Here is a 23982-nt window from a genome sequence, read left to right on the forward strand (position 1 = left end):
ATATTCTGATTTTCGTTATTATTTCGTTCAATAAGGATGTTAATAATACTAATAATAGGAGCAGGGTATGGTAGATATAGATATTAACTTTGAATTGATGGGCTACCACTTATTAAAGCTATGTATAGCCTTTGTATTGTCACTGCCTATCGCTTTGAATCGAGAGATGAAGGAAAGTGGGGCAGGTTTAAGGACCTTTCCACTAGTGACTATTGCTTCGTGCGCATTTATGCTGGTCGGTATGGATATATATAAAGGTGACGCTGAAGCTAGGATCATGTATGCCATTATTACTGGTATGGGTTTTATTGGTGGTGGGGCTATCTTCAAAAACGAAGAGGGGGCGAAAGGTACTGCTACGGCTGCCAGTTTATGGAATACTGCAGCGATAGGCATTTCGGTCGCTACGGGCCGCTATGAAATTGCGATAATTTTATCGATTGTAGGCTTCGTTATTCTACAATTCTCTGAACCTTTTAAAATTCAAACTAAACGTTAAGCTTAGCAGGAATGTGAATCGAATGTTGTCGCAAATACAAAATGTGGTACCAAAGGCTATTAACAAAACAGCGCTTGGTGCAACAGTGGCCATAGTCAGTCTGAACTTATTGAGCTGCAGTGAGTATATTTATCAATCCACTCATCAATCTAGCGACACAAAAATTGGCGGGGCAAGCAGCGGAAAATTTTTCCAGACCCAAGAACAGGTAGCGGCCTCAGCCTCAGAAATAATTCGCCATGTCGGTTATCCCACCCACAACGGTTACAGGCAAAAGGGAACTGTATTGGTAGGTGATAATTACTCCTATCTTATTTCGATAGGTAATGACGCTCTAGAGTTGGTACGACAGCTACCTACTGCAAATCTCGCTATTGAACAACCCATTTCAATTTATCGCTATCCTGATAATAGTGTCAATATTAGCTTCAGCTTTAGTTATACAGAAACTCAGAGCAAAAATCCCAGTTTAAATCCGCAACAACGTAGTGTGTTAGAGCATATCTGTTCAGATAGATCATCAATAGATCACTTATATAATGACTGTCAGTTACAGCTACTAGGCGGTATGTATGCGCCTTTGAGTAATATTGACGGCCAAGTTAGATTGAATCAAGGCATAGCCGCCAACATATATTCAGTGAATGATAAAAGAGTCAAAAATCAGGCTGAAGTAGGGGTCATCCCGCTTAAGGTTATCTTAGAGACGATAGAGTTACCGTTAGAGATTTTATCTATCATCAAGTAATCATTAGGCAAATAGATAACCTGTAATAAACCAATGAAGTTCAATAAAAACCAATAAAAAAGGGTGAACTATTTTAGTTCACCCTTTTGCTTGCGTACTTAAAAGCACGTAGCCAATTGCCAATTACTTAGTTTAAAATACCGTAAGCAACTAATGCATTAGCGACACGTTTGTAACCTGCAATGTTAGCGCCTGACATGTAGTCAATGCAGCCATCTTTATTAAAGCCATACTCTTCAGAAGCTTGTGCAGCGTCATCATGGATATTTTTCATGATGATTTGCAACTGTTTATCCACATCATCAAAAGTACGGTACTGGCGCACTGAGTTTTGTGACATCTCAAGACCAGATACTGCCACACCACCAGCGTTGGCTGCTTTACCTGGAGCATAACGCATTTTGTTTTCACGAACAAAATCAATGGCACCAGCGTCAAGCGGCATGTTAGCGCCTTCAACTACATAGCGAATTCCATGATCATACATGGCTTCAGCATCCGCTGCAGTTACTTCATTTTGGGTAGCACATGGAATAGCAATATCGCCGTCAAACTGCCAAGGTTTTTGACCTGGCAACCAAACACCGCTACCGCCAAACTTTCTGTGATACTCAAATAAAGGCTGACGATTGGCTTTTTGTTCTTTCACCCAATCAAGTTTTTCTTGATCAAAACCAAACTCATCGTACAAAGTACCTTTTGAGTCTGATAGAGTAATAACTTTAGCCCCTAAAGCAATGGCTTTTTCTGCTGCATGTACTGCTACATTGCCTGCACCAGATACCAAGACAGTTTTGCCTTCCATTGTGTCGTTATGGGCTTTTAGCATATTTTGTAAAAAATAAACCGCGCCATAACCTGTCGCTTCTGAGCGACATAAACTACCACCGAAGCCAACACCCTTACCAGTTAGCACTCCAGTGTATTCATTGGTTAAATTTTTATACATTGCGAACATGTAGCTGACTTCTCTGCCACTTACTCCGATATCACCGGCTGGAACATCCATGTCTTGGCCAATATAACGGTAAAGCTCACGCATAAATGCATAACAAAAACGACGAATTTCGCTGTCTGATTTGCCCTCAGGATTGAAGTCTGAACCACCTTTAGCACCGCCCATGGGTAGACCAGTTAAGGCGTTTTTGAAGATTTGTTCGAAACCTAAGAATTTTAAGATAGACTCATTTACAGTCGGATGGAAGCGAATGCCGCCCTTATAGGGACCTAAGGCATTGCTGAACTGGACACGCCAACCACGGTTGATTTGAATATTGCCTTCATCATCTTCCCAGTTGATTCGAAAGCTAATAATACGGTCGGGCTCGGTTAGACGCTCAAATACTTTATGCTTTGCGAAGCGCGGATCGCGATCATATACAACGTCAATAGTGCTCGCTACCTCTTTAACCGCTTGAATAAACTCAGGTTGATGTGGATAGCGTTCTTCAATGCGTTCAATGACGTCTTGCATGCTCATAGGCCCTGTCCTTATCAGATTAGTTACATGGATGTTACAGTAAAAAAATACTCTAATGTTGCGATAAATTCAACATTTTTTTATACCTTTATGTTCAGTCATTACTTAAAGCTATGCATAAATTATGCAGGGGGTTATGAATGGGAGTATGGTTTTTACCGTAGATATAGACTGCACTAGGAAGTACCCCTTATCCCATTATAGGACATTTTGAGTAACTTTTTTTAATATAACAAAAGCACAGCTTAATAAAGGCCTCGACCATCTTCTGGTTTCAACCGTAAAAATGACAATCCAGATATAATAGTGATTATACCCAGCACGTAATAAGTGGCATTAAAGGCACTCACCACCTCAAAGTTAAGTCTATCACTAAAGACGGTCAATATCGCTGCACCAAAGGCGATACCAAAACTTATCGCCAATTGTTGGTTGACGGCCATTAAGCTATTACCACTACTGGTTTGTGGTCCCTCAAGATCACCAATAGTAATGGTATTCATGGCGCTAAATTGCATTGAGTTACAGGCGCCCATAACCAGCAATAGCGGGGCAATATAATACCAAGGGATTGAGGCATCCAGCTGAGCCAGTAAAATAATTAGAATACCTAAAGTAGTTGTATTGGTGACCAATACTTTGCGGTAGCTAAAGCGCTGAATGATTTTACTGACCCAAGGTTTAATGCCCATGGCACCTACTGCAATAGGTGTTAATAACCAGCCTGCCTGCGAAGGTGTATATTTGAAAGCCACTTGAAACAATAAGGGCAATAAATAGGGGACAGCACTGATGCCAAGACGGGTAAATAAGTTCCCAGTGATACCTATCCTGAAGGTGCGCACATTAAATAGACTCAAGGGGAATATTGGATTGCTCGCTTTACGCGCGTGGCGCACATAGATAAAGAGTAGACTTAACGCGATGGCTGACATGGTAACACCAGGGAGAACTTCACCTGGCTGAGATAGAAATTCAACAGCCAAGGTCAGTAAACCTGCCGCTATGGCAAAAAGAGCAAACCCTAGCCAGTCCAACTTGCCAGCCAGCTCTCTGATATCAGGGACTAATTTATAGCCGATAATAAGACCCAAAATGCCCATAGGAATATTAATCAGAAAAATCCAATGCCAACTGGCATATTGCACCAGATAGCCACCGACTAATGGCCCAACCAGCGGAGCAATTAATGCTGGAATGACCGCGAAATTCATGACGGTCAAAAGCTGATTGCGCGGATAAGACTTCACTAAGATTAAGCGCGCTACTGGAGTCATCATTGCTCCGCCTATACCCTGTAGCACTCGAGAGGCAACTAAGAAGTCTAGACTTGGTGACATAGCACAGAATATTGAACCAATACTAAATAAAACGATCGCACTTAAGAAGACTTTTCGAGTGCCATACTTATCGGCTAAAAACCCACTTATTGGAATAAAAATAGCCAAGGTCAATGCGTAGCTAATAACTGCCCATTGCATTTTTAGCGGAGATTCTCCCAAAGCCAGCGCCATTTCAGGTAAGGCAGTATTTAGAATGGTGGCATCTAAAATCTGCATAAACAGGGCGACTGCTAATACATAAGGTAAGAATTTTGATTGTAGCGGCGAAAGCTTAACTTTGGGTTCTGTATTTAGGACAGGCGAGGGGGTATCCGCAGCGGGATGATTTGATTTTTGTTGATTATCGGGCATATATAGACCTAAAGACTTAGGTGTGACTAAATAAGGTGTACTTAATTAATAAGCAACTAATTAATGAGAAATCAATGAGTAACTAACTCACTAAAAAAATAGCCCTCTATAATATCATGAAGAGGGCATTTTCTATTTAGTGTTAATGTTAGTAAGCCCAACACATAAATCGGACACCCTAACTAAAAAAATCTAGGTTTTTAGACACCTCATCTATGACTTCATCCGGCGACTTTAGCCACACACTGTGTGGATTGCCTTTAAGAGAGGGATCGATTTTTATTTTATTCAGCCGTGATACGGCGCACAAATCTGATAAGCCTTTGGTCGATTGATAGGGGGCATAATAAATAAGCCATGACCGAGACCTGTATTTAACGATTGTTTTATAAAGTCATAGCGGCCTGTTTTAGCGGTATGTAGCCAGTCTATCATCAAGGTTTTGGCTTCCTTGTGGCCAAACCCAATCTTATAGCCTGGTAAATAACCATAAACTCGAATCAGCAGCTCAAATGCTGCAATAGCGGTTAATATGTTTAATTGCCCTAAACCTTTCCAGTTCTTATAATGAATATTACCCGTTGCAACCCCAATCATCGGGAAGTCAGTTGTGGCAGAGTATAGAGTCGCAATATGCGCCCCAAGGCTGTGACCAAATAAAATTATTTTATTATTAGGGGTCGCCAGTCTTGCGGTTTCAATCAGTTTCGGCACAAAACCAGTTACTAAATCTCTGTAACCATAATCTATACCGCGTTTAATATGCAGTAAATTTTCTCCACAACAGGGATAATCTGCGCTTACCACGGTATATCCTTTGGCAGTTAACCGCTCTATGAGTGTTCGGTATTTTCTGAGGGGCACACCAATAGCCGTCATTAGCACCAAGGTGATATTCAGGTTGTTTTGTTGACTGTCACTGGGTCTATCGACATGAGTTTTGACAGTAAAGGTTTGTTTTTTAGTTTTAAAATCAAAGCTGCTCATAAAAGATTGTCCCTAATCATAATGTTATGCAGAGGTGCCCTCTAAAAGAGATATGAACCTGTTTTGGTAGATAACTTGTCAGAATAGCAACTCTTATAGCGATAATCCATAATCAACTAATAACCAGATGTGACCGTTAATAATAGCTAGGCTTACTTAGGCTTACTCATGCATACTCTTTGTTAATAGACTAATACTCAACTGACTTCTCAAAGCCTATATAATGATATTAATAATAACTAAGCCCAATAAACATCGTGAGATAAAAACGATTTAACTAATAATTAGCTAATGGAATTACTATGACACAAGATACTATCAATAAAGACAGCACTAATAACAACGATGCTTCTAATAACAACAATTACACTCCACCCAAAGTATGGCAGCCAGTAGAGGGTAATGGTGGCAAGTTTGCTGGTACCAATAAACCTACCGCGGGTGCTCGACATAAACAAAAACTACCCAAAGGTGATAATCCGCTACAGCTATACTCATTAAACACGCCTAATGGCGTGAAGATTAATATTCTGTTAGAAGAGTTGGCTGAACTGGGGGTTGAAGGCGCGAAATATGATGCTTTCAAGATTGATATTATGGAAGGCGATCAGTTTGGCTCAGAATTTGTGACCATTAACCCCAACTCTAAAATTCCTGCCTTGGTGGATTACTCTGATAAAGAAGGGCCTGTGCACATCTTTGAGTCAGGCGCAATCATGATGTACTTAGCTGAGAAATTTTCTAAGTTCATTCCACTAGCCACAGACAATGCTCATAAACGTGCGGCTTGCCTAAGCTGGGTAATGTGGCAAATGGGTAGTGCGCCTTATGTCGGCGGCGGCTTCGGTCATTTCTTTAGTTATGCCCCTTACCCAATGCAGTATCCTATCGACAGATTTACAATGGAAACTAAACGTCAGCTAGATGTATTAGATAAGCACTTGGCCAACTCAGAGTATATGATTGGCGATGGGGAAGAGCGTTATACTATTGCTGATATGATTATTTGGGCTTGGTATGGTCAACTTGTACTGGATGAGTTGTATGAAAATGGAGCAGAGTTCTTAGATGCTTCAAGCTATAGCAATGTACAACGCTGGGCAAAACAAATCGCTGCCAGACCCGCTGTTAAAAGAGCGGTAGAATTAGAGCTGAAACTAATTAACTAGGTTAAACGCTTTTATTTTCAATTGGATAGGTAGGTGTTTTAATTAATTTTAAAATAACCTACCTATTTAAATTGGTTGTGCTATACTACGCGCTTGCTGATTGATAACATCGCCCGCAATTGTCGTCTGGAGAAGACACCTTTTATAATTGTTGCCGATGATTTTGCTGTTAGCCTTTCCAATAACCTCTCTAATAAATTATTAGAAGATATTGACGCTAACGATTCACCGGTAACAACCATCAAAATACGTTTTTAACTTGTACATAGGATGTACTTCTTAAATTACGCTTATCTGTGTTGTACCTAAAAAACTTTAACTGTTTACTACTGGCCCTCAGCATTGGCCGATTTGATAGTGGCAGTAACTTAATGGACACACATTTATGTCAAATTTAGACGCTCTTTTAGACAATGCCGCAAACGAAGTAGACGGTATCGTAACTACCCAAGATTTAAACGACAAGACCCACCCAAACACCAATGTAGACGTTGAAGATCAAGTCACCTTTGTTGACCTTGATTTAGCACCAGAACTTCTTTCTGCGTTATCTTCAAGTGGCTATGAGCACCCAACTCCTATTCAAGCACAATCAATCCCACCAGCATTAGCCGGTCGTGATTTACTATTGTCTGCGCAAACGGGTAGTGGTAAAACTGCTGCATTCGTATTGCCAATGCTTGATAAAATTATTCGTGATAAAGCAACCAATAAAGTTGTGCATACCGTAATTTTGACACCGACACGTGAACTTGCTAACCAAGTAAGTGATAGCGTTCGTCAATATAGCTCAAAAACTCGCAATATCTTCAGCGTACCTTTAGTAGGCGGCGCCCCTTACGGTGGTCAGATCCGTGCCCTTAACAAAGGTGTACAGGTTATTATTGCTACGCCAGGTCGCTTTATTGACCATATGAACTCAGGTCGCATTGATTTATCTGAATTAGACATCCTAATTCTTGATGAAGCAGATCGTATGTTAGACATGGGCTTTGCTGATGATATCGAAAAAGTAATGCAAGCTGCGCCTAAGAGCCGTCAAACCATTATGTGTTCTGCAACTTGGGACGGTCCAGTCGGTAAAATCGCTGCCAGCTTCACCAACAACCCTGAACGCATTGCGATTAAAGCTGAAACTAAGCACATTGATGAGTCAGTATATTACGCTGATGACTTCAATCACAAAAACCGTATTTTAGATCATTTATTGACCCAAAAAGACGTGAACCAAGCGATTATCTTTGCGGCCACTAAACGTAGCTGTGAGACTCTAGCTAAGAGTCTTAAAGAGCAAGGTCATAAAGCCAGCTTCCTACATGGTGACTTACCACAAGCCAAACGTACTCGCATCATCAATGATGTGAAAGCGGGTAAAATCACTATCTTAGTAGCGACTGACGTAGCCGCTCGTGGGATTGACGTAAGTGGTATCACTCACGTATTTAACTATGATCTTCCCCGTCAAACTGAAGATTACGTGCATCGTATCGGTCGTAGTGGTCGTGCCGGCCGTACCGGTATTGCTATCAACATTTGTAGCATCGATGACCGTCCACAACTTGACGCCATCAACCGTTATTTGAAGCGTACTATGTCAGTGGAAGAAATCGAAGGCATGGAGCCTAAGAAAAACACCAAAGATTTGGCCGTAGGTACTGGTGCTAAACGTGGTCGTGGCGGCAATCGCCGTGGTGGCCCAGGTGCAGGTAACCGTCGTGGCGCTAATGGCGGCGGTGGCTACCGTGGTAAGTCTGCTGATAATGCCAGTGGCGAAAGACGTGGTAACGGCGCAGGTCGTCCAAGTGGTAAGCCTTCGGGTCGTCGCTTCGGCGGTGGTGGTAAGCCAGGCGCAGCTGCTGCTAAGCCAGCAGGACAACGCCGTAGTGGCCCAGCGCGTTCAGGCGAAGGACGTCCAGCACGCCCAGCCCGTCGTAGCAATAATGGCTAATTAATGACTCAAGCAGTCAATTAATACAAAAAGACCAACCCTATTTGGGGTTGGTCTTTTTTATATTTAGTTAACCTTGAAATTTAATGCAAAAGGTCTCAGAGTAAACAGATGTCAGACTAATTTGATAGTCTTTACACTATGTTCTACGCTACTATCTTTGATAGTATCTTTAACGATACCTTTTATAAAAATAAAGAGAATAAATATGAAAATTACCTATTGGTCAGATTATGCTTGCCCGTATTGTTATATTGGTGAAGTAAGGTTAGACAAAGCTATTGCCAAACTTCAGTCACAAAACGAGCTTACCGATAACATTGAGATTGAATTAAAAGCCTTTCAACTAGATCCTAATGCACCGCTAACTTCTAGTGGTCCAACTGTAGAGCGCTTTGCTGAGAAATACGGCATTAGTCATGAGCAGGCCGGCGAACAACTACAAAAAATCTCCCAACTGGCAACAGAAGAAGGGATAGGCTTTAATTATGCAGATACTTTGTTTACCAATACACTGGATGCACACCGCTTGACCAAGTTTGTCCAGCAAAATGCACCTGAGCATGCTGATAAATTAAAAAAAGCCATTTACAAAGCCTATTTCATTGATAAAAAAGAGCTGGCAAATCGCGAGGTGCTCGCTGCCATTGCTAAAGACGTTGGATTGGATATAGATGTGGTAGATTTTCTTGATAGCGATACATTTAAAGACGAGGTGGCTACCGATCAAAATGAGGCCATGCACTTAGGGGTACGCGGTGTCCCTTACTTTGTGATTAACGATACTTATGCAATACCTGGCGCTATGTCTCAAGAAGAATTTGAGAATGCGCTCAGGCAAATTTATAATGAAATGAGCCGCTAATCTAGCACTGCGGATAGCCCACACCAATCTCGACCACTTCAATACGGCTACCATCAGCATACTGTTCGGGACTATAGGCATGGACGGCTAGCCCGCCCATGGCCGTCTCTTTATACTTGTCCATCATATCCGCGCCAGTGGCTTTCATGGTAGCGATGGCTTTATCAAGAGACACATGATGCTCGCCATCGCCACGACTGGCCAATCGAGCGGCATTAATCGCCTTTACTGCACCCATAGCATTACGCTCAATACAAGGCACTTGTACCAGCCCGCCGATAGGATCGCAGGTTAGTCCTAAGTTGTGCTCAATACCAATCTCTGCTGCATTGGTACATTGCGCAGGACTAAGACCCATGACGTGAGCAAGGCCTGCCGCTGCCATAGAGCAAGCAGAGCCAACCTCTCCCTGACACCCTACTTCAGCGCCAGAGATAGAAGCATTTTGCTTGATAATAGTGCCAATAGCAGCCGCTGTTAGTAGGAAATCACGAACCCCTTGCTGATTATAATTCGGCACGAAGTCACGGTAGTAGTGTAATACAGCAGGGATAATACCAGCCGCCCCATTGGTCGGGGCAGTCACCACACGCCCGCCATTGGCATTTTCTTCATTGACGGCTAAAGCAAATAAATCCACCCAGTCCATGGCCATCAGCTTATCGCTACTTTTTTGGGGACTTTCTAGCTCGTCTAGTAGTTGACGATACAGGTCTTTGGCGCGGCGTTTGACCTTTAATCCGCCCGGTAAGATACCTTCCCCTTTACAGCCATTTTTTACACATTGCTGCATCACCTCCCAGACTTCATCTAAGTACTGATGGATGGTTATCTCATCTCGCAAAGACAGCTCATTAGCCATCATGACATCACTGATGCTCAAGCTGTGTTTTTGGCATTGAGCCAATAGCTCATTACCATTACTAAAAGGATAGGGAACATTGCTATCACTGGTAATGGCCACGCTGTCAGCCGAATGAGTGTCGGATGACTCATCCATCAGGGGCTGCTCGAATTCATCTTCAGTGGCCACAAAACCACCCCCAATGGAGTAGTAAGTTTTTGCAATGGCGATCCTACCGTTACTATAAGCGCTAAAGCTTAACCCGTTAGGGTGATGCGGTAAGGTAGTCTGAGGATGCCAAACGATATCTGTCTCATAGTTAAAAGAGATAATGTGTTTGCCGGCAAAGTCTAATAACTGCTCATTAAGCACAGGGGCAAGATATTCATTTACCTTATTGGTATCAATTTTATCTGCTTTAAATCCCAATAGACCTAGAATACAAGCGGTATCAGTGGCATGTCCTTTACCGGTAGAAGCCAATGAGCCATAAAGATCAATTTGAATTCGCTCAATATCAGCTAGGGCGTATTGCTGCTGTAATTCATCGATAAACTTGCCAGCAGCAACCATAGGCCCCATGGTGTGGGAACTAGAAGGGCCTATGCCGATTTTGAACATATCAAATAAGCTGATCATTAGTGTTATATACCTTAGTTTAGTCTATTAATTTAACTATGCACATTTGTTGACTAATTATAACTAAAGGTTGGTTGCTATAAAAACAATTTTTAGTAAACACTTGTCTTATTGATAGCCATCTATCGCAAAAACCTAGGCGTTTTTACTACCGCAAGTCACTTATACCTGTAATAGGAAGTTTGAAAGTAAGCGCTTAGCGCCTTCGGTAGCAAATGATTCAGGGTGGAACTGCACCCCTTGAATGGGATACTGAGTGTGGCGAATACCCATAATTTCTTCGCCGTTTTTAACCCCAACCATTAAATCTTGACCAGCATATGCTTCATTCGATACCACAGAGGTTACCATAAGGCACTCAGGTAAAGTGTCTGCTTTAACCATTAACGAGTGATAGCGCATGATTTCAATATCTTGAGGCAAGCCTTGATATACGCCTTGCTCATCATGACGAATGGGGGAGGTCTTGCCATGCATCGGCAAGCCAGCACGCACCACATCGCCGCCAAATACATGAGCGATGCCTTGCATACCTAAGCATACGCCTAATAGAGGTGTTGTTGGACCCAACTCCTTTATTACCTCCGCACATACTCCAAAATAAGCTGGATCATCAGGAGAGCCTGGACCAGGGGAGATGATAATACGGTCATAACCTTGCTGCTTAATTTGCTCTAAACTGATTTCATTATTACGTTTAACAGTGACCTTGCTGTTACTGTGCTCTTGACTAAGCTCGGTTTGAAGGATTTCTCCCACGTATTGATATAAGTTAAAAGTAAAAGAGTCGTAGTTATCTATAATTAAAACGTTCATGACAGACCTTGAATAATATTGTGATAGGGAGGAGCTTGCTGTGATTAGGCGTTAATAAAGCTGTCTAACACCACTTTCATGGCCGACAGTTTGCGCTGAATCTCCAGATATTCATCTTCAGGGTTTGAATCATAGACATTACCGCCACAAGTTTGGGCATAAGCCTCTTCACCATTAATAAATAGACTGCGAATTGGAATCGCAAAAATACAGTCGCCATTAAAGTTAAATGAGCCCAAAGCGCCGCCATAAGCGCCGCGGCCGTCGGGCTCTAGCTCATTAATAATCTTGATGGCTTCAATCTTTGGCGCACCAGATAACGTGCCTGCTGGGAAGTTACTCGCCAAAGCACTAAACATATCCTCGTCAGGGTGCAATACCCCTACAATTTCTGAGGAAATGTGCTGTACATGAGAGTAACGTTTGATGTCCATTAAACTTCTTACTTTTACGGTACCAAAACGGGCCACACGGCCAATATCATTTCTGTGCAAATCAACGAGCATATTATGCTCAGCAATTTCTTTGGCATCATTAAGTAGGGCGCGAGCCAATTGACGATCTTCCACCTCATCTTTGCCTCGTTTGGCGGTGCCTGCCAGCGGATAGGTTTCCATCTCTCCTTGGCGCAAGCGGAATAAAAGCTCAGGAGAGGCCCCGATAATGCGCTGGGTTCCAAATTTCATAAAGTACATGTGCGGAGAAGGATTAACCTCTCTTAACTTTTGATAAATAGGGATATGATCGCCGCTAATTTTATATTTGGATTTAAAACCCACCTCACATTGGAATATGCGGCCAGCAATAATGTCTTCTTTAACCCGCATAACCGCTTGGGCATGCTGCTCCTGACTCATGCCATCGCCCATAAACTCTACTGACGGGTCGGTATACTGTGGTACTGCCGTTTGTAGTAGAGATTTAATCTTATCGATGCGGTTTTGCTGTTGCTCGGTAGGATAATAAAAATAGAAGATTTCGCCAGTCATCTTATCTAAGGTAAGGCCATCTAGATAAACCCCAAACTTGAATGCCTCAAAGTGCTCACTAGATTTGGCATTTAAACTGGGCTCAAAGAAGTTGACACTGTCATAACCCAAGTAGCCAACCAGCCCGCCTGTTTGATCGCGTGCCAATACATGCTGAGGGGTTATCTCCCGTAATAATTGATAAGGATTGTCTGTTTGATAATCTTGAGCCTCTCCAGTTAAATTATCAGTGATTGATAACGTGGTACGGCTGGTGGCGGCAATGGTCATTACTGGTGAAAAGCCAATGGCATGATGACGTGACATATGGCCTTCAGCCCCTAAAGACTCAAGCAAATAACAGGTTTCAAACTCTGATTCTATGCGCTTAAATAATTCAAAAAAATCAATATCTTCGGTTAGCTTAATGCGTATGGGCTTACTGGGAATATCGATCATTTTTGGTGAGGGGTAACCAGGTTCTTGACTCATAAATAAATTCCAATGGCAAAATAAATTAGGGGTTAAAAAGGTAAGGGGAAAGGCTCAAAGAAGTAGGGCTAGGTCCTTATCTGCGATGTACTTGTAATAACTTATTAATCGCCTCTTCTTGTTGTTGCAAGGCTTTGGCACCTCGAGACACTGTGGCAATGCCCACTCCAAGCTGCTGAGAGATGGCGCGCTGAGTGACCCCTTGCTGTAATAGATCAAAGATTCGCACTCGGTTGGCGATATCTTGTAGCTCTTTATCGGTTAGTAAAGCTGCCAATATGGCATCCACTTCTTGGCTACCAGCTAGCTCAGTAAGGTGCTGGACTAGGCTTTGATAGGCGTCTTTAGTATTATTAGTCATAGGGTTAGGGGTCATTGTTAGCGTATTGATTAAAGGTGGTAAGCATTAAAAGCTATTATAACTTTCTGCTTGTATCAGTATTCTAGTACACTAGAACTTTGATGTAAACCATAAATTTAATTCTATTTTTAATTAATTTGACGCATAAAAAAAGCAACCCTCAGGTTGCTTTTTTAAACGAGTTCATTCTAAAAATGACTGTAACTGTTAGTTGACACAACTAAAGTCAAAGTCTTCATTAATCAAGATGGTACGTACCACTTTGCCTTGTTCATCTTTTTCATAATCAATGATCACAGGACGACCTAGGTCAGGGTCACATTTTGGAATAAGGGCAACGGGAGTCAAATAACGCATAGTGGCCACTTTTGCATTATTGGGGATATTACCCTTATACCAAGTTTCATTTAGGCTTTCTGACGACTCGTCATAGAACTCATCGCTGTAAGCATACAGCTCGTTGCTTTGTGCCAAAAAGCACTTTTCTTGCTTGTTAAGCTCAGATAATGGTTTTGGGGTTCTGTCATATAAGTTAACCCAAGTATCTTCCAAACCATACTTTTGGCTTTGGCGGCTCAGATTACTCAAATCGCAGCTACCTGCTTTAAAGGCTGAGCTGATGTCTTTAATCTCACTTGACGAAAAGAAATAAGTTTTCTTCTGCTGCTGAATAGTCGCAGAGTCCTTTTTATTTTTATCGTCTGCTTTATTTTTGCTTTGACTGCCACTCATTGTAGACACTTTGCCTTGAGAGGAGGATTCAAGACCTTGCTGTGTAGCACAACCGGTTAAAGACAAAGCCATTGCTGTTAAGCCTAGACAAGAAATTTTTGATACTAATTTCATTTATTACTCACAAGTTGAAAATTTAAATATGACCAAAAGGGGTCAGGGCTTCTTGCTTATTTAAAAACATGTCGGTATCCAGCTCAGCGTCCAAATCTTTAGGCGCTTCGTGGATTTTAAATTGTGACTCTAAACTGGGTATAGACTCATCTTTTAACACATAAGCCCATGCACGCTTACGCCCATTAGCGTCATACTCCCAGTATACGCCTTGTACTTCTGGCTCAAAGCCTGGAAGCGAGTTAACGCCTTCTTCTAGCGCTAAGAAGTAGTCGAGGACGGCGCCGCCCCAAACTTCACCAGGGACGATACAGTACACGCCAGGCGGGTAGGGTAACGCTCCCTCCATCGCAATACGACCTTTAATATGGGATAAAGGCACCAGTTCGATATCATTACGGACAAATGCGTTATGGGCATCAAAAGCTCGCATCGCAAACTTAGGGCGATGCTGTCTTTTAAACATTTGTTGTTGCAGCTGGTTTAATTTATATTTGGCATAAAAGTCATGTAAGCGCTGACACAACTCATTAATACCCAGCTTGCGATACTGAGGATAGGATTTCGCCAACGAAGGCAGTACTTCACTGACCAAGCTATTGGCCTTAATATGAGCCTCAAAGCGCACAATACGAGCCACAAGGTGTTGGAACTTGGCCAATGTCTCAGCTGGGGTCAGTAAGAATAGGATAGAGTTTAAGTCTGCCTTCTCTGGAATCACTGAACTTTCACGCAGATAATGAGCCAGTAATGGGGCTGGTACTCCCGTTTCCTCATACTCACCGGTTTCCATATTGATCCCTGGCGTGGTTAATAACAGCTTACAAGGGTCAATAAAGTACTGCTTATCTTCATACTGCTCAAAGTCATGCCAGCGCTCGCCTGCTTTGAATTCAAAGAAGCGAATGTCATTGGCTATTTGCTCAGTATCGTAGTCCTGCCAAAGCTTACCATCAATGGTTGGCGGCACAAAAGGCTTAATTAAGGTGCAAGTATCAAGCAACATCTTACGGGCTTCAATACCTCCGATGATACACTCATGCCACATGCGCTGACCGGCTTTGCCTTCATGCATCTTAGCGTTGACATCAAGTGAGGCAAACAGTGGATAAAATGGACTGGTCGACACATGCATCATAAACGCATTATTAAAGCGCTTGTGATTCACATAACGAGCCTGCCCACTAATGTGATTGTCTTTTTTGTGGATTTGTGACGCTTGCGAGAAGCCTGCTTGCTGCTTATGCACTGACTGAGTTACTAAGATACCTGGGTCATCTGGCGTTAGATCAAGGAGCAGAGGAGAGCAATCACGCATCATAGGGATAAACTGCTCATAGCCGACCCAAGCACTGTCGAATAAAATATAGTCACATAAGTGGCCTATTTTATCGACCACTTGGCGCGCGTTATAAATAGTACCGTCGTAAGTGCCGAGCTGAATCACTGCCAGACGGAAGGGGCGCTTGGCATCAGCACGCTCCGGAGCCACCTCACGGATACGATCGCGTATCTCAGCTTCATCAAAGCAGTGTGATGCTATCCCGCCAATTAATCCATAGGCATTGCGCTCAGTTTCCAAATAAACCGCTGTGCCCCCGCTCATAGACAGCGCACCTTGATACACTGATTTATGGTTGTTGCGGTCAAATAATACCAAGTCATCATGGGCCACTAGAGCCCCAATGGCAATCTTGTTTGAAGAAGAAGTGCCGTTTAGCACAAAATAAGTTTTGTCAGCATTAAAAACTTTGGCAGCGTGCGCCTGAGCCTGATAAGCAGGGCCTTCATGAATTAAAAGGTCGCCTAGGCCGACATCAGCATTACACGAATCAGAGCGAAATAAGTTCTCGCCGAAATATAAGAAAAAACGACGACCCGAAGGGTGGCGACGGAAGAACTGACCGCCCTGATGTCCTGGGCAATCAAATGCAGCATTACCATAATCGGTATATTCACGCAGTGCTTGGAAAAATGGCGGGTCTAAAGTCTCGATGTAATGAGCGGCGGCAGCATTCACCAACTGACCATTATAATATTTTTGATCATCAGCCAACTCTAATACGCCATAAACATGAGGCAGCCACTCATCAGGAACACTGTCTCCATATTTAATAGCCACAAAAACAGGAATCGAGAAACCTAAGTCTTCAATTTCTGCATGCGCTTTAGGCAGATCTTCCATGGTCACTACAATGGCGGCGATATTGGTAAAATCGGTTGCCTCAACTTCAGTTAGTCTATAATTACAGTTAAGTGCATAGTCGATGCCATCGCTGACGGCTATTTTCATTATACTTTCCTTTAGCTAGTCGAAGATCTTAGAATTTAAATCCTGTTTAGACCGATAAACAATTCATTATTTACAGAGATTATCCGCCTTACGGATTGCCCTGCCATTATTCCGAATAAAAAAGCAGTTAGCAAATTTTTTGCTCATTTTAAGCCAATTATCTGACCCATTCATTACTGTGTGTACCAGTTTTATAACCTGGGTAGTTCATAAAGGTTGCCACCCTTAAGGATCCTTAATCATAATGCATGATATTTTGACACTTACAGCAAGATATTGATCAGGACTACAAATAAGCATTTCATAGTAACCAAGTATAGTATTGTGTTGCAGGTGATATAACGCTTTATTATACTGACCGCTTTTTAGCTTACTATTTATTCACTCTATAGCCATGCTGGAGTCAGCAGATGCCAGACTTATCGAACTTATCGAACTTATCTTTTCAGAACTTGGCTATTGATAGCCTTCCTTTAGCTTTTGGCATTATCATGGCCATTATCGGACTGGTATTTTATACCCAAGGATTACCAGGTAGATTTTGGCGTAGGTTTTATGCCGTGCTACCGGGTATCGTGCTGTGTTGTTTTATACCGGCGACTTTAAATAGTCTAGGAGTGTTTGCAGAAGGCATCGGCACTCAAATTTACGGCTTTACCGCCACTTACTTATTACCCGCCAGCTTACTGCTAATGACTTTATCGATGGATGTCCCTAAGATATTAGGACTGGGCTGGAAAGCTGTCGCCATGTTTTTTGCAGCCAGTATAGCCATTATCATTAGTGGCCCTATAAGTTTAGGTATCGCCAAATGGATATCTCCTGAGATGTTTACTGACGACACCTTATGGCGCGGCTTCTCTGCAGTAGCGGGCAGCTGGATCGGCGGTGCCGCCAACCAAGCTGCAATGAAGGAGCTGTTTGGAGTAAGTGATGACTTATTTGGCATGATGATTTTGGTCGACACCACCAATGCGTCGTTATGGCTATTGGCTATCTTAGTTATGGCTAAGCATGCTGATAAAATCGATAAGTTTTTGCGTGCAGACACCGGCAGTATTGAAAGAGTAGTGGCCGCAGTAGAGAGCTATGAGCGCGACAATGCGCGTCCTGGAAGTCTTAATGACTTAATGGTGATGTTTGGACTGTGCTTTGCCATGGTGGGTTTGGCACACTTTTTGGGCGGAGAAATTGCCAACTTCTTCTCGCCTTATACTTGGGCAGTGCAATATAGCTTTGCCAGCTCCTTCTTCTGGATGGTAGTTATCATCACTTTAATTGGTGTGGGCTTTTCCTTCACCAAAGTGCGCCGTTTAGATCATATTGGTGCCTCAAAGATGGGGACGGTATTTATCTTTATTCTTATCGCCGCCATTGGTATGCAAATTAACTTAAACGGCTTGGTATCACAGTGGCGACTACTGCTAATTGGCTTGTTGTGGATGTGCATCCATGTAATGATTGTGTTTATTGTGGCCAGACTAATTCGTGCACCGTTCTTCTTCCTAGCAGTGGGCTCTAACGCCAATACGGGCGGCGCTTCTTCGGCTCCTATTGTGGCCACTGCTTTCCATCCCTCATTAGCACCTGTTGGGGTGTTCTTGGGTATCTTAGGCTATGCTGTGGGTACTATCGGCGGTTATGTCAGTACTCAGCTTATGCGTTTGGTTGTGGGTTAAAGGGCATTGCAATAAAAGGATTTAGTGTATGTTCGATAAAATAAAAGACTGGAACGAGCAGCGCATTATAGATAAAAGCGGTTATAGTCATTCTCAGTGGCAAGCGGTTGCTGAGGATATTGCCATATTAAATAGACTGACTGAATCTGAATTAGAACGGCTATTTGATCTGGCTACGTTGTTTTTGCATGACAAGTCTATTAAAGGCGCGCAGGACTTTGTGGTAACTGATGCCATGAAGCAGTCGATTGCGCTACAAGCCTGCCTGCCAATATTAAACCTTGGTCTTGAGTGGTATAAAGGCTGGTCATCAGTTATCGTTTATCCGAGCAGCTATCATGCCAAAAGCACTACTACAGATGAGATGGGAATTGTACATGAGGGCACCCAACATCGAAGCGGTGAGGCTTGGCTACGAGGTCCGGTTATTCTGTCTTGGCGAGAGGTAAAAAATTCAGGCGACCTAGATGGACAAAATGTGGTGATTCATGAGTTTGTGCATAAGCTTGATATGTTAAATGGTCGTGCCAACGGTTTTCCACCCATGCAATCGGGTATGAATCCTACAGAGTGGACCCAAATAATGGAGCAGGGGTTTGCCGATTTTCAAAACAACCCTAAACCTGGCATTGATCGTTATGGCGCCACAAATCCTGCAGAGTTCTTAGCTGTGTTGAGTGAAGTGTTTTTTGAAAGATCGCAGGACCTGAATGATGCCTATCCTAATATCTACCAGCTGTTAGTTGATTTTTTTAAACAAAACCCACTTCAAAGAACCTAGTTTCTAAAGTTAAATCTCGTGTACAGTTTCAGCTGTTATTTTTTGGCAATCTTTTTATATAAAGACTCTGCATACAAGGTGTTATCAGCAATCTCTTGAGCATATTTTTCCATACTGTAGGCAGGATGACTAATAACGTTTTTCTTCTCCACCTCAGGTTTTAGATAATGAGATATTTGACTGCTAAAGGAAATATAAGGCAGTTCTACCCAGAAAGTCTCAGGGTGATGCTGTTTTAGGTACTGTTGCAGGTATAGTCGCGTGTTTTTTAAAAGAGTGTTCCTTACGCGATGAGTATCAAACGACTCTTTATACAGCTGTTCATTCTGTAACACCTGATCCGGAGTTAATTCATCCGTATCCACTGTCGCCGCTGAATGTTGATATTGGTTATAAATCACAGCGTGCAAAGTCAACCCTCGCTGAGCAATGGCTTGTAGCGCGAGCAGCGTATGGTTAATACTCTCTAATGTCGCCGAGGTCACCAGTACCACTGGGTGTCCTTGCTCCGCTATATAATCTATGGTCAGTAAAGACTCTGTCAAAGGGGTCATAATCCCACCTGACGTCTCTAACAATACCATTTCATACTGTAATTTTAGCTGCTGAGTGGCTACCGTTATCCGAGCGGGATATAAAGGTATGTTTTCTAACGAAGCGGCCATATAGGGCGGAGCAGCGGCCCTAAACACAAACGGGCAGCTAACATATTGATGATCAACATACTGCAGGGGTATTTGCATGATATGTCTGTGAGTGATGATGTCTTCAGCTATGTTACCTTTACAGCCTGTCTCAATTAACTTTTGGGTTATGACATTAACCCCATTTTCTAATAAATGTTTGGCAAGATAACCGGTCGCATAAGTTTTGCCGATGCGGCTATCGACACCTGTTATAAAAAATACACTCATACTTTGTTCTGCTTCTTATTTCTATAGTTTGCTACTGGCTTAGTTTAAGTGGTAGTACTGCTCTAAATGGTCCATTGATCATTAACGATGGCTACTAAATAGTATTTGCCCTGATACTCTTCAAATACTAAGCGCATGGCTCGCCAGTCCATTCCTTGATACTCAGGATTTTTGCCAGAATGATAAAATTCAACAAAATCAGCGCCTGGATAAGCCTCTTTAAGATTATTTAAGCTATTACCTGAGCCTTGAAATTTATTAAAGGTGGCACTCTTAACCTCATATTGTTCAGCAGCTACCCAGTTGTTTAGAAAGTCGGGTAGGGTGGTAATGTGCAATTCGCCGCTACCGTCTTTGGCACCCCAAGTAAATTTAATTCGAGATTGTTGTAAATAAGTGGTGAACTGCTCTCGACTAAACACCTTATCGCTGTCTTTATGCACATAAGCATACATGCTAAAGCGTACGCCCTTTGTCGGATGAATGAAAGTTGTCAACGCTTGATAGTTATCCGTAGCTAAGTAATTCTGGATCTGTGCAGCTTGCTGCAGGATTTGAGCTTCTTTGCTTTGTGAAGCTGAGTTTTGGGTGGTAGCAGAAGAGCTATTGGTGGAGCTTGAGCTGCCATCGGATCTTATTGTAGAGTCAGTTGAGCCACTCGCAGAAATAGAGGGTGCGGCACAAGCGCTGGCAAGCAGACAGGCAGTCAATATAGTGAACAGCTTGTAAGGTGTTTTCAAGCAACTGGAGTTATTATTAGGCTTTAGTAGCTGAGTCATGGTGTATTATCCTAAATACTTGTATCGAGTATATGAGTGTGCATAAATTCACAGCAGGTCATTTAAGTATTACTTTAGCTCTTGAGTATCAGCTATCTCAGCGATTAATTTGGCCGCATACTTAATCATTGACGAAGATACGTTTAGACTGTCATCTGCAGAGTCTGACACATACGCTAAGTTTACCCAATAAGTTTGGGGATGGTGTTGCTTTAGATAAGTCTGTAAGTAAGTTTGAGTATCATCAATAATATCACTGTCAGGTTCATATTCTGACGCAAGATACTTGTTAGGCTGCCACTGATTATAGATGACGGCATGTAAAGGTATCTGACGCTTAGCCAGTGCTTCAAGGCTTAATAAAGTGTGGCTGATACTACCCAAACGTCCAGAGGTCACCAATATCACTGGGTAGCCTTGGCTAGCAACATAATCAATAGTAAGCAGAGACTCAGTGAGTGGCACCATCAGTCCACCAGCACCCTCAAGTAGCACAATATCATAGCTATCGCTCAGCTGTTTCGTAGCCTGGGTAATCACTTCTGGCTCAATTAATCGATCCTCTAATGCTGAAGATAGATGGGGTGAGGCGGGTTTTTTGAACACATAAGGACAGGTTAGGCCTTGATAATCCACCTCTTGGAGTGGTATTCCCATCATAGCTCTGTGAGTAATGATATCTTCGGCAATATCTTCGCAGCCTGTCTGTACCAGTTTTTGGGTGATTACTGATTTAAAATCGCTATTCGCTGCATTATTAGAGCTGGCTTGTTGTAACAAGGATTGAGCTAAAGTAGCGGTAGCATAAGTTTTACCGATATCAGTATCTATGCCACTGACAAAAAATATACTCATGCCCAATATTCCTTTAAAACTGCGGTAAATCGCTCACACAGTAGCGCTAATTCATCATCCTCCATAATAATAGGCGGCATCATATACACCAGCTTGCCAAAGGGTCTAATCCATACTTTATGTTTTATCAATAATTGCTGAAAACGCGGCATATCAACGGCTTCATTTAGCTCAATCACCCCGATAGCACCTAGAATTCGTACTTCAGCTATCTGTTTATACTCACTTAACGGTTGTAAATACGACTTTAATTGAGACTCAATATGACGGGCACGTTTAGGATAATCATCGTCCATAATAAGCTCTAGTGAAGCCAAAGCTACAGAGCAGGCTAGGGGATTACCCATAAAAGTAGGGCCATGCATTAGAGCTGCATACTCACTATTAGCAATACTATCAGCCACATAGCGTTGGCATAACGTGGCAGCGAAGGTCATATAACCTCCAGTCAAGGCTTTACCCAAAGTCATAATATCTGGTGATATATCGGCATGCTGGCAGGCAAACATTTTACCGGTACGACCAAACCCTGTGGCTATTTCATCGGTGACTAATAAAACATCATATTTGTCACATAATTGCTGTAAAACCTTGAGGTATTCAGGGTTATAGAAACGCATACCACCAGCACCTTGTACCACAGGCTCAATGATAAAAGCAGCCATTTTATGCTGATTTTGTTCAAAAAATGCACACAAATCATCCTTGGTATTGGCTGTTAACGGGGTATCATAGCCAGCATTAGGCTTATCAACAAATAACTGTACTGGCAGCTGCTTGCCATAAATACTGTGCATACCAGTCACAGGATCACAGATACTCATGGCATGCCAGGTATCGCCATAATAGCCAGAACGGGTAGTCGCTATTTGATTGCGATTGGGTTTGTTTTTTGACAATTGGTACTGTAGCGCCATTTTTAAGGCGACTTCAACAGCGATACTGCCGCTGTCAGCATAGAAGATCGCATCCAAGCCTTTGGGAACAATAGAAAGCAGCTTTTTGCCCAAATCAATAGCAGGCTGGTGGGTTAAACCGCCAAACATAACATGGGCCATATTAGACAGCTGAGCTGTGACAGCGGCATTTAATTTGGGATGATTATAGCCGTGGGTGGCTGCCCACCAAGATGACATGCCGTCAATGATTGCGTCACCAGATTTACTATACAAATAAACGCCGTCAGCTTTGTCGATAACTAAATTGGGATATGATGGTGGCAGACTCGCGTAAGGATGCCACAAATGGTTGTGATCAAAGTCATCAAAGTTTTGAGTTGGCAGATTAGAATTATTATTTAGCATAGCGTCGGATAAATCATCTCGATATGGACACAACCGGATTATTTATAAATAGAATTGATTGTTTATAGATTTAAACAATAAACGGATTAAGGTAGATGATTGATAGAGATTTAAAATCTTCTAAAACCGGTTGGTTTGTTTTCGCATAATGTATATTATGTTAAATAGCATCTATAATACTAATGCCTATCAATGCTCTATGCCTTCTTAATATAAGTAGTTACTACCAACTATTGAGTTATTATTTAATCTTATAAAAATTAATAACTGTTAGACTGTTTATTTGTAGAGATTAATTAATTGCCTCAATCGCCTTCATATAAACATTCGCCCAAAAGCCTAGTCCCAGATTTGCACAGAACAGGACTATCACCCTGCTTTACTAGAAACACGAGTCTCTCAGTAGCACTTAGCAATGTTTGTAAGTAATACCTAGCTCCTTACTTAGCCAAATCAAGCAGGACTTTATCTTGAAGTGCGTTTCAAAGGGTTTGGCCTGGAGTAGCTTCCTAAGAAAGTGATAGCAGATCATTTAGTACAAGGCAGATTAATTAAGGTATTAATCTACTGGCAGCCTGCATCCGTACCAGCTATCCTACTCTATCCCCTATAAGCACTTTCTCTCACCTACGGTTCGCGTCTTCACTAATCAAATGGCTGCGCTAGTTGGCAAGGATAACTTAGCCATTTAAACTCTGAATTAAGATTTTTCTGATATTGCCTTGTCTAAATTTTGCTCAATTTGCTGTTTTATCTTCGGCAAAAAACTTTTGAACAAAAACCCAAGTCTGGCATCTAATTCAAATTTATCAGGAGCACTGACTAACCGCCCTGTTGCTCCTGTACGTTTGAAAGTTACGATATCTTTATCATCTAATCGCTGTAAGCAGCATGTCATCCGGTAATCTTGTTCAGCCGATGCAATCCAATCGTCGGTAATTTGACGGGCCTTATCTAATCCTAGGGTGTGCTCACGCTCAATATGCAAGTCTGGGTATATGGTCTGGGCTGATTCACTCAT

The 23982-nt window shown here is 42.3% G+C and carries 21 protein-coding genes; 7 read left to right on the forward strand and 14 right to left on the reverse strand.

All coding sequences use genetic code 11. The features are described 5' to 3' along the window. Window positions 1–67: 67 nt before the first annotated feature. The gene (locus tag B3S92_RS05750; protein WP_296203698.1) at window positions 68–499 is read left to right on the forward strand and encodes an MgtC/SapB family protein; all 432 of its coding nucleotides are present in this window, start codon (window positions 68–70) and stop codon (window positions 497–499) included. Window positions 500–521: 22 nt separating this feature from the next. After that, window positions 522–1247, forward strand: a complete 726-nt coding sequence (locus tag B3S92_RS05755) for a hypothetical protein (RefSeq protein WP_296203700.1) — start codon at window positions 522–524, stop codon at window positions 1245–1247. A gap of 127 nt (window positions 1248–1374) precedes the next feature. Here the strand turns inward: B3S92_RS05755 and gdhA are convergent, their stop codons facing one another. The 3 genes from gdhA to B3S92_RS05770 form a co-directional block, all read right to left on the reverse strand. Continuing rightward, on the reverse strand, window positions 1375–2727 hold the full coding sequence (gene gdhA / locus B3S92_RS05760; protein ID WP_296203702.1) for an NADP-specific glutamate dehydrogenase: 1353 nt from the start codon (window positions 2725–2727) through the stop codon (window positions 1375–1377). Between the two features lie 245 nt (window positions 2728–2972). Beyond that, complete coding sequence (locus B3S92_RS05765; protein ID WP_296203706.1) at window positions 2973–4421, reverse strand: DHA2 family efflux MFS transporter permease subunit; 1449 nt, start codon at window positions 4419–4421, stop codon at window positions 2973–2975. Window positions 4422–4709: 288 nt separating this feature from the next. After that, window positions 4710–5408: an alpha/beta fold hydrolase gene (locus B3S92_RS05770; RefSeq protein ID WP_296203709.1), complete on the reverse strand. Its 699-nt coding sequence runs from the start codon at window positions 5406–5408 to the stop codon at window positions 4710–4712. A 302-nt stretch (window positions 5409–5710) separates the two neighbouring features. Between B3S92_RS05770 and yghU the strand changes: the two genes are divergently transcribed. The 3 genes from yghU (at window position 5711) to B3S92_RS05785 (ending at window position 9390) form a co-directional block, all read left to right on the forward strand. Beyond that, window positions 5711–6577, forward strand: coding sequence for a glutathione-dependent disulfide-bond oxidoreductase (yghU, locus tag B3S92_RS05775; protein ID WP_296203712.1), 867 nt, complete (start codon window positions 5711–5713; stop codon window positions 6575–6577). A 385-nt stretch (window positions 6578–6962) separates the two neighbouring features. Further along, the gene (locus tag B3S92_RS05780) at window positions 6963–8525 is read left to right on the forward strand and encodes a DEAD/DEAH box helicase (RefSeq protein ID WP_296203714.1); all 1563 of its coding nucleotides are present in this window, start codon (window positions 6963–6965) and stop codon (window positions 8523–8525) included. Between the two features lie 208 nt (window positions 8526–8733). After that, window positions 8734–9390, forward strand: a complete 657-nt coding sequence (locus B3S92_RS05785; protein WP_296203717.1) for a DsbA family oxidoreductase — start codon at window positions 8734–8736, stop codon at window positions 9388–9390. Window position 9391: 1 nt separating this feature from the next. Here the strand turns inward: B3S92_RS05785 and B3S92_RS05790 are convergent, their stop codons facing one another. From B3S92_RS05790 to B3S92_RS05815, 6 genes are all read right to left on the reverse strand, one after another. Next, the gene (locus B3S92_RS05790) at window positions 9392–10873 is read right to left on the reverse strand and encodes an L-serine ammonia-lyase (protein ID WP_296203719.1); all 1482 of its coding nucleotides are present in this window, start codon (window positions 10871–10873) and stop codon (window positions 9392–9394) included. A gap of 162 nt (window positions 10874–11035) precedes the next feature. Continuing rightward, window positions 11036–11689 (reverse strand): anthranilate synthase component II, encoded by a 654-nt coding sequence (locus B3S92_RS05795; protein WP_296203721.1) that lies wholly within the window; start codon window positions 11687–11689, stop codon window positions 11036–11038. A gap of 44 nt (window positions 11690–11733) precedes the next feature. Next, complete coding sequence (locus B3S92_RS05800; RefSeq protein WP_296203724.1) at window positions 11734–13149, reverse strand: anthranilate synthase component I family protein; 1416 nt, start codon at window positions 13147–13149, stop codon at window positions 11734–11736. 76 nt (window positions 13150–13225) lie between these two features. After that, a complete protein-coding gene (locus B3S92_RS05805; protein ID WP_296203725.1) occupies window positions 13226–13510 on the reverse strand; it encodes a Trp family transcriptional regulator in 285 nt (94 codons plus the stop codon). Between the two features lie 207 nt (window positions 13511–13717). Continuing rightward, window positions 13718–14356: a hypothetical protein gene (locus B3S92_RS05810; protein ID WP_296203727.1), complete on the reverse strand. Its 639-nt coding sequence runs from the start codon at window positions 14354–14356 to the stop codon at window positions 13718–13720. 22 nt (window positions 14357–14378) lie between these two features. Continuing rightward, window positions 14379–16649, reverse strand: a complete 2271-nt coding sequence (locus B3S92_RS05815; protein ID WP_296203728.1) for an ornithine decarboxylase — start codon at window positions 16647–16649, stop codon at window positions 14379–14381. Window positions 16650–17059: 410 nt separating this feature from the next. On the opposite strand from B3S92_RS05815, the gene B3S92_RS05820 reads away from it, so the two are divergent. Then, entirely contained in the window at window positions 17060–18328 is a 1269-nt protein-coding gene (locus B3S92_RS05820; RefSeq protein WP_296203730.1) for a DUF819 domain-containing protein, read from the forward strand. A gap of 28 nt (window positions 18329–18356) precedes the next feature. Beyond that, on the forward strand, window positions 18357–19109 hold the full coding sequence (locus B3S92_RS05825) for a zinc-dependent peptidase (RefSeq protein ID WP_296203732.1): 753 nt from the start codon (window positions 18357–18359) through the stop codon (window positions 19107–19109). Window positions 19110–19144: 35 nt separating this feature from the next. Here B3S92_RS05825 and bioD (B3S92_RS05830) read toward each other — a convergent pair whose 3' ends face one another. The 5 genes from bioD (B3S92_RS05830) to B3S92_RS05850 form a co-directional block, all read right to left on the reverse strand. Continuing rightward, entirely contained in the window at window positions 19145–20023 is an 879-nt protein-coding gene (gene bioD / locus B3S92_RS05830) for a dethiobiotin synthase (RefSeq protein ID WP_296203734.1), read from the reverse strand. Between the two features lie 62 nt (window positions 20024–20085). Continuing rightward, a complete protein-coding gene (locus tag B3S92_RS05835; protein WP_296203735.1) occupies window positions 20086–20802 on the reverse strand; it encodes a hypothetical protein in 717 nt (238 codons plus the stop codon). Window positions 20803–20871: 69 nt separating this feature from the next. Continuing rightward, entirely contained in the window at window positions 20872–21657 is a 786-nt protein-coding gene (bioD, locus tag B3S92_RS05840) for a dethiobiotin synthase (protein WP_296203737.1), read from the reverse strand. Next, the gene (gene bioA / locus B3S92_RS05845) at window positions 21654–22961 is read right to left on the reverse strand and encodes an adenosylmethionine--8-amino-7-oxononanoate transaminase (protein ID WP_296203739.1); all 1308 of its coding nucleotides are present in this window, start codon (window positions 22959–22961) and stop codon (window positions 21654–21656) included. The genes bioD (B3S92_RS05840) and bioA overlap by 4 nt, the downstream gene beginning before the upstream one ends. A gap of 700 nt (window positions 22962–23661) precedes the next feature. Continuing rightward, the gene (locus B3S92_RS05850; RefSeq protein WP_296203741.1) at window positions 23662–23982 is read right to left on the reverse strand and encodes a polyhydroxyalkanoic acid system family protein; all 321 of its coding nucleotides are present in this window, start codon (window positions 23980–23982) and stop codon (window positions 23662–23664) included.

The organism is Psychrobacter sp. UBA3962, assembly GCF_002385225.1.
Classification (GTDB): Bacteria; Pseudomonadota; Gammaproteobacteria; order Pseudomonadales; family Moraxellaceae; genus Psychrobacter.

Excerpts from the sequence above, each read along its gene's own strand:
- B3S92_RS05750 (WP_296203698.1), top strand. The coding sequence starts at position 68 with ATGGTAGATATAGATATTAACTTTGAATTGATGGGCTACCACTTATTA.
- B3S92_RS05835 (WP_296203735.1), bottom strand. The coding sequence starts at position 20,802 with ATGACTCAGCTACTAAAGCCTAATAATAACTCCAGTTGCTTGAAAACA.
- B3S92_RS05820 (WP_296203730.1), top strand. The coding sequence starts at position 17,060 with ATGCCAGACTTATCGAACTTATCGAACTTATCTTTTCAGAACTTGGCT.
- B3S92_RS05805 (WP_296203725.1), bottom strand. The coding sequence starts at position 13,510 with ATGACTAATAATACTAAAGACGCCTATCAAAGCCTAGTCCAGCACCTT.
- bioA (WP_296203739.1), bottom strand. The coding sequence starts at position 22,961 with ATGCTAAATAATAATTCTAATCTGCCAACTCAAAACTTTGATGACTTT.
- bioD (WP_296203737.1), bottom strand. The coding sequence starts at position 21,657 with ATGAGTATATTTTTTGTCAGTGGCATAGATACTGATATCGGTAAAACT.
- B3S92_RS05850 (WP_296203741.1), bottom strand. The coding sequence starts at position 23,982 with ATGAGTGAATCAGCCCAGACCATATACCCAGACTTGCATATTGAGCGT.
- B3S92_RS05765 (WP_296203706.1), bottom strand. The coding sequence starts at position 4,421 with ATGCCCGATAATCAACAAAAATCAAATCATCCCGCTGCGGATACCCCC.
- B3S92_RS05785 (WP_296203717.1), top strand. The coding sequence starts at position 8,734 with ATGAAAATTACCTATTGGTCAGATTATGCTTGCCCGTATTGTTATATT.
- B3S92_RS05825 (WP_296203732.1), top strand. The coding sequence starts at position 18,357 with ATGTTCGATAAAATAAAAGACTGGAACGAGCAGCGCATTATAGATAAA.
- B3S92_RS05810 (WP_296203727.1), bottom strand. The coding sequence starts at position 14,356 with ATGAAATTAGTATCAAAAATTTCTTGTCTAGGCTTAACAGCAATGGCT.
- B3S92_RS05800 (WP_296203724.1), bottom strand. The coding sequence starts at position 13,149 with ATGAGTCAAGAACCTGGTTACCCCTCACCAAAAATGATCGATATTCCC.
- yghU (WP_296203712.1), top strand. The coding sequence starts at position 5,711 with ATGACACAAGATACTATCAATAAAGACAGCACTAATAACAACGATGCT.
- B3S92_RS05795 (WP_296203721.1), bottom strand. The coding sequence starts at position 11,689 with ATGAACGTTTTAATTATAGATAACTACGACTCTTTTACTTTTAACTTA.
- B3S92_RS05780 (WP_296203714.1), top strand. The coding sequence starts at position 6,963 with ATGTCAAATTTAGACGCTCTTTTAGACAATGCCGCAAACGAAGTAGAC.
- gdhA (WP_296203702.1), bottom strand. The coding sequence starts at position 2,727 with ATGAGCATGCAAGACGTCATTGAACGCATTGAAGAACGCTATCCACAT.
- B3S92_RS05815 (WP_296203728.1), bottom strand. The coding sequence starts at position 16,649 with ATGAAAATAGCCGTCAGCGATGGCATCGACTATGCACTTAACTGTAAT.
- bioD (WP_296203734.1), bottom strand. The coding sequence starts at position 20,023 with ATGAGTGTATTTTTTATAACAGGTGTCGATAGCCGCATCGGCAAAACT.
- B3S92_RS05770 (WP_296203709.1), bottom strand. The coding sequence starts at position 5,408 with ATGAGCAGCTTTGATTTTAAAACTAAAAAACAAACCTTTACTGTCAAA.
- B3S92_RS05755 (WP_296203700.1), top strand. The coding sequence starts at position 522 with ATGTTGTCGCAAATACAAAATGTGGTACCAAAGGCTATTAACAAAACA.
- B3S92_RS05790 (WP_296203719.1), bottom strand. The coding sequence starts at position 10,873 with ATGATCAGCTTATTTGATATGTTCAAAATCGGCATAGGCCCTTCTAGT.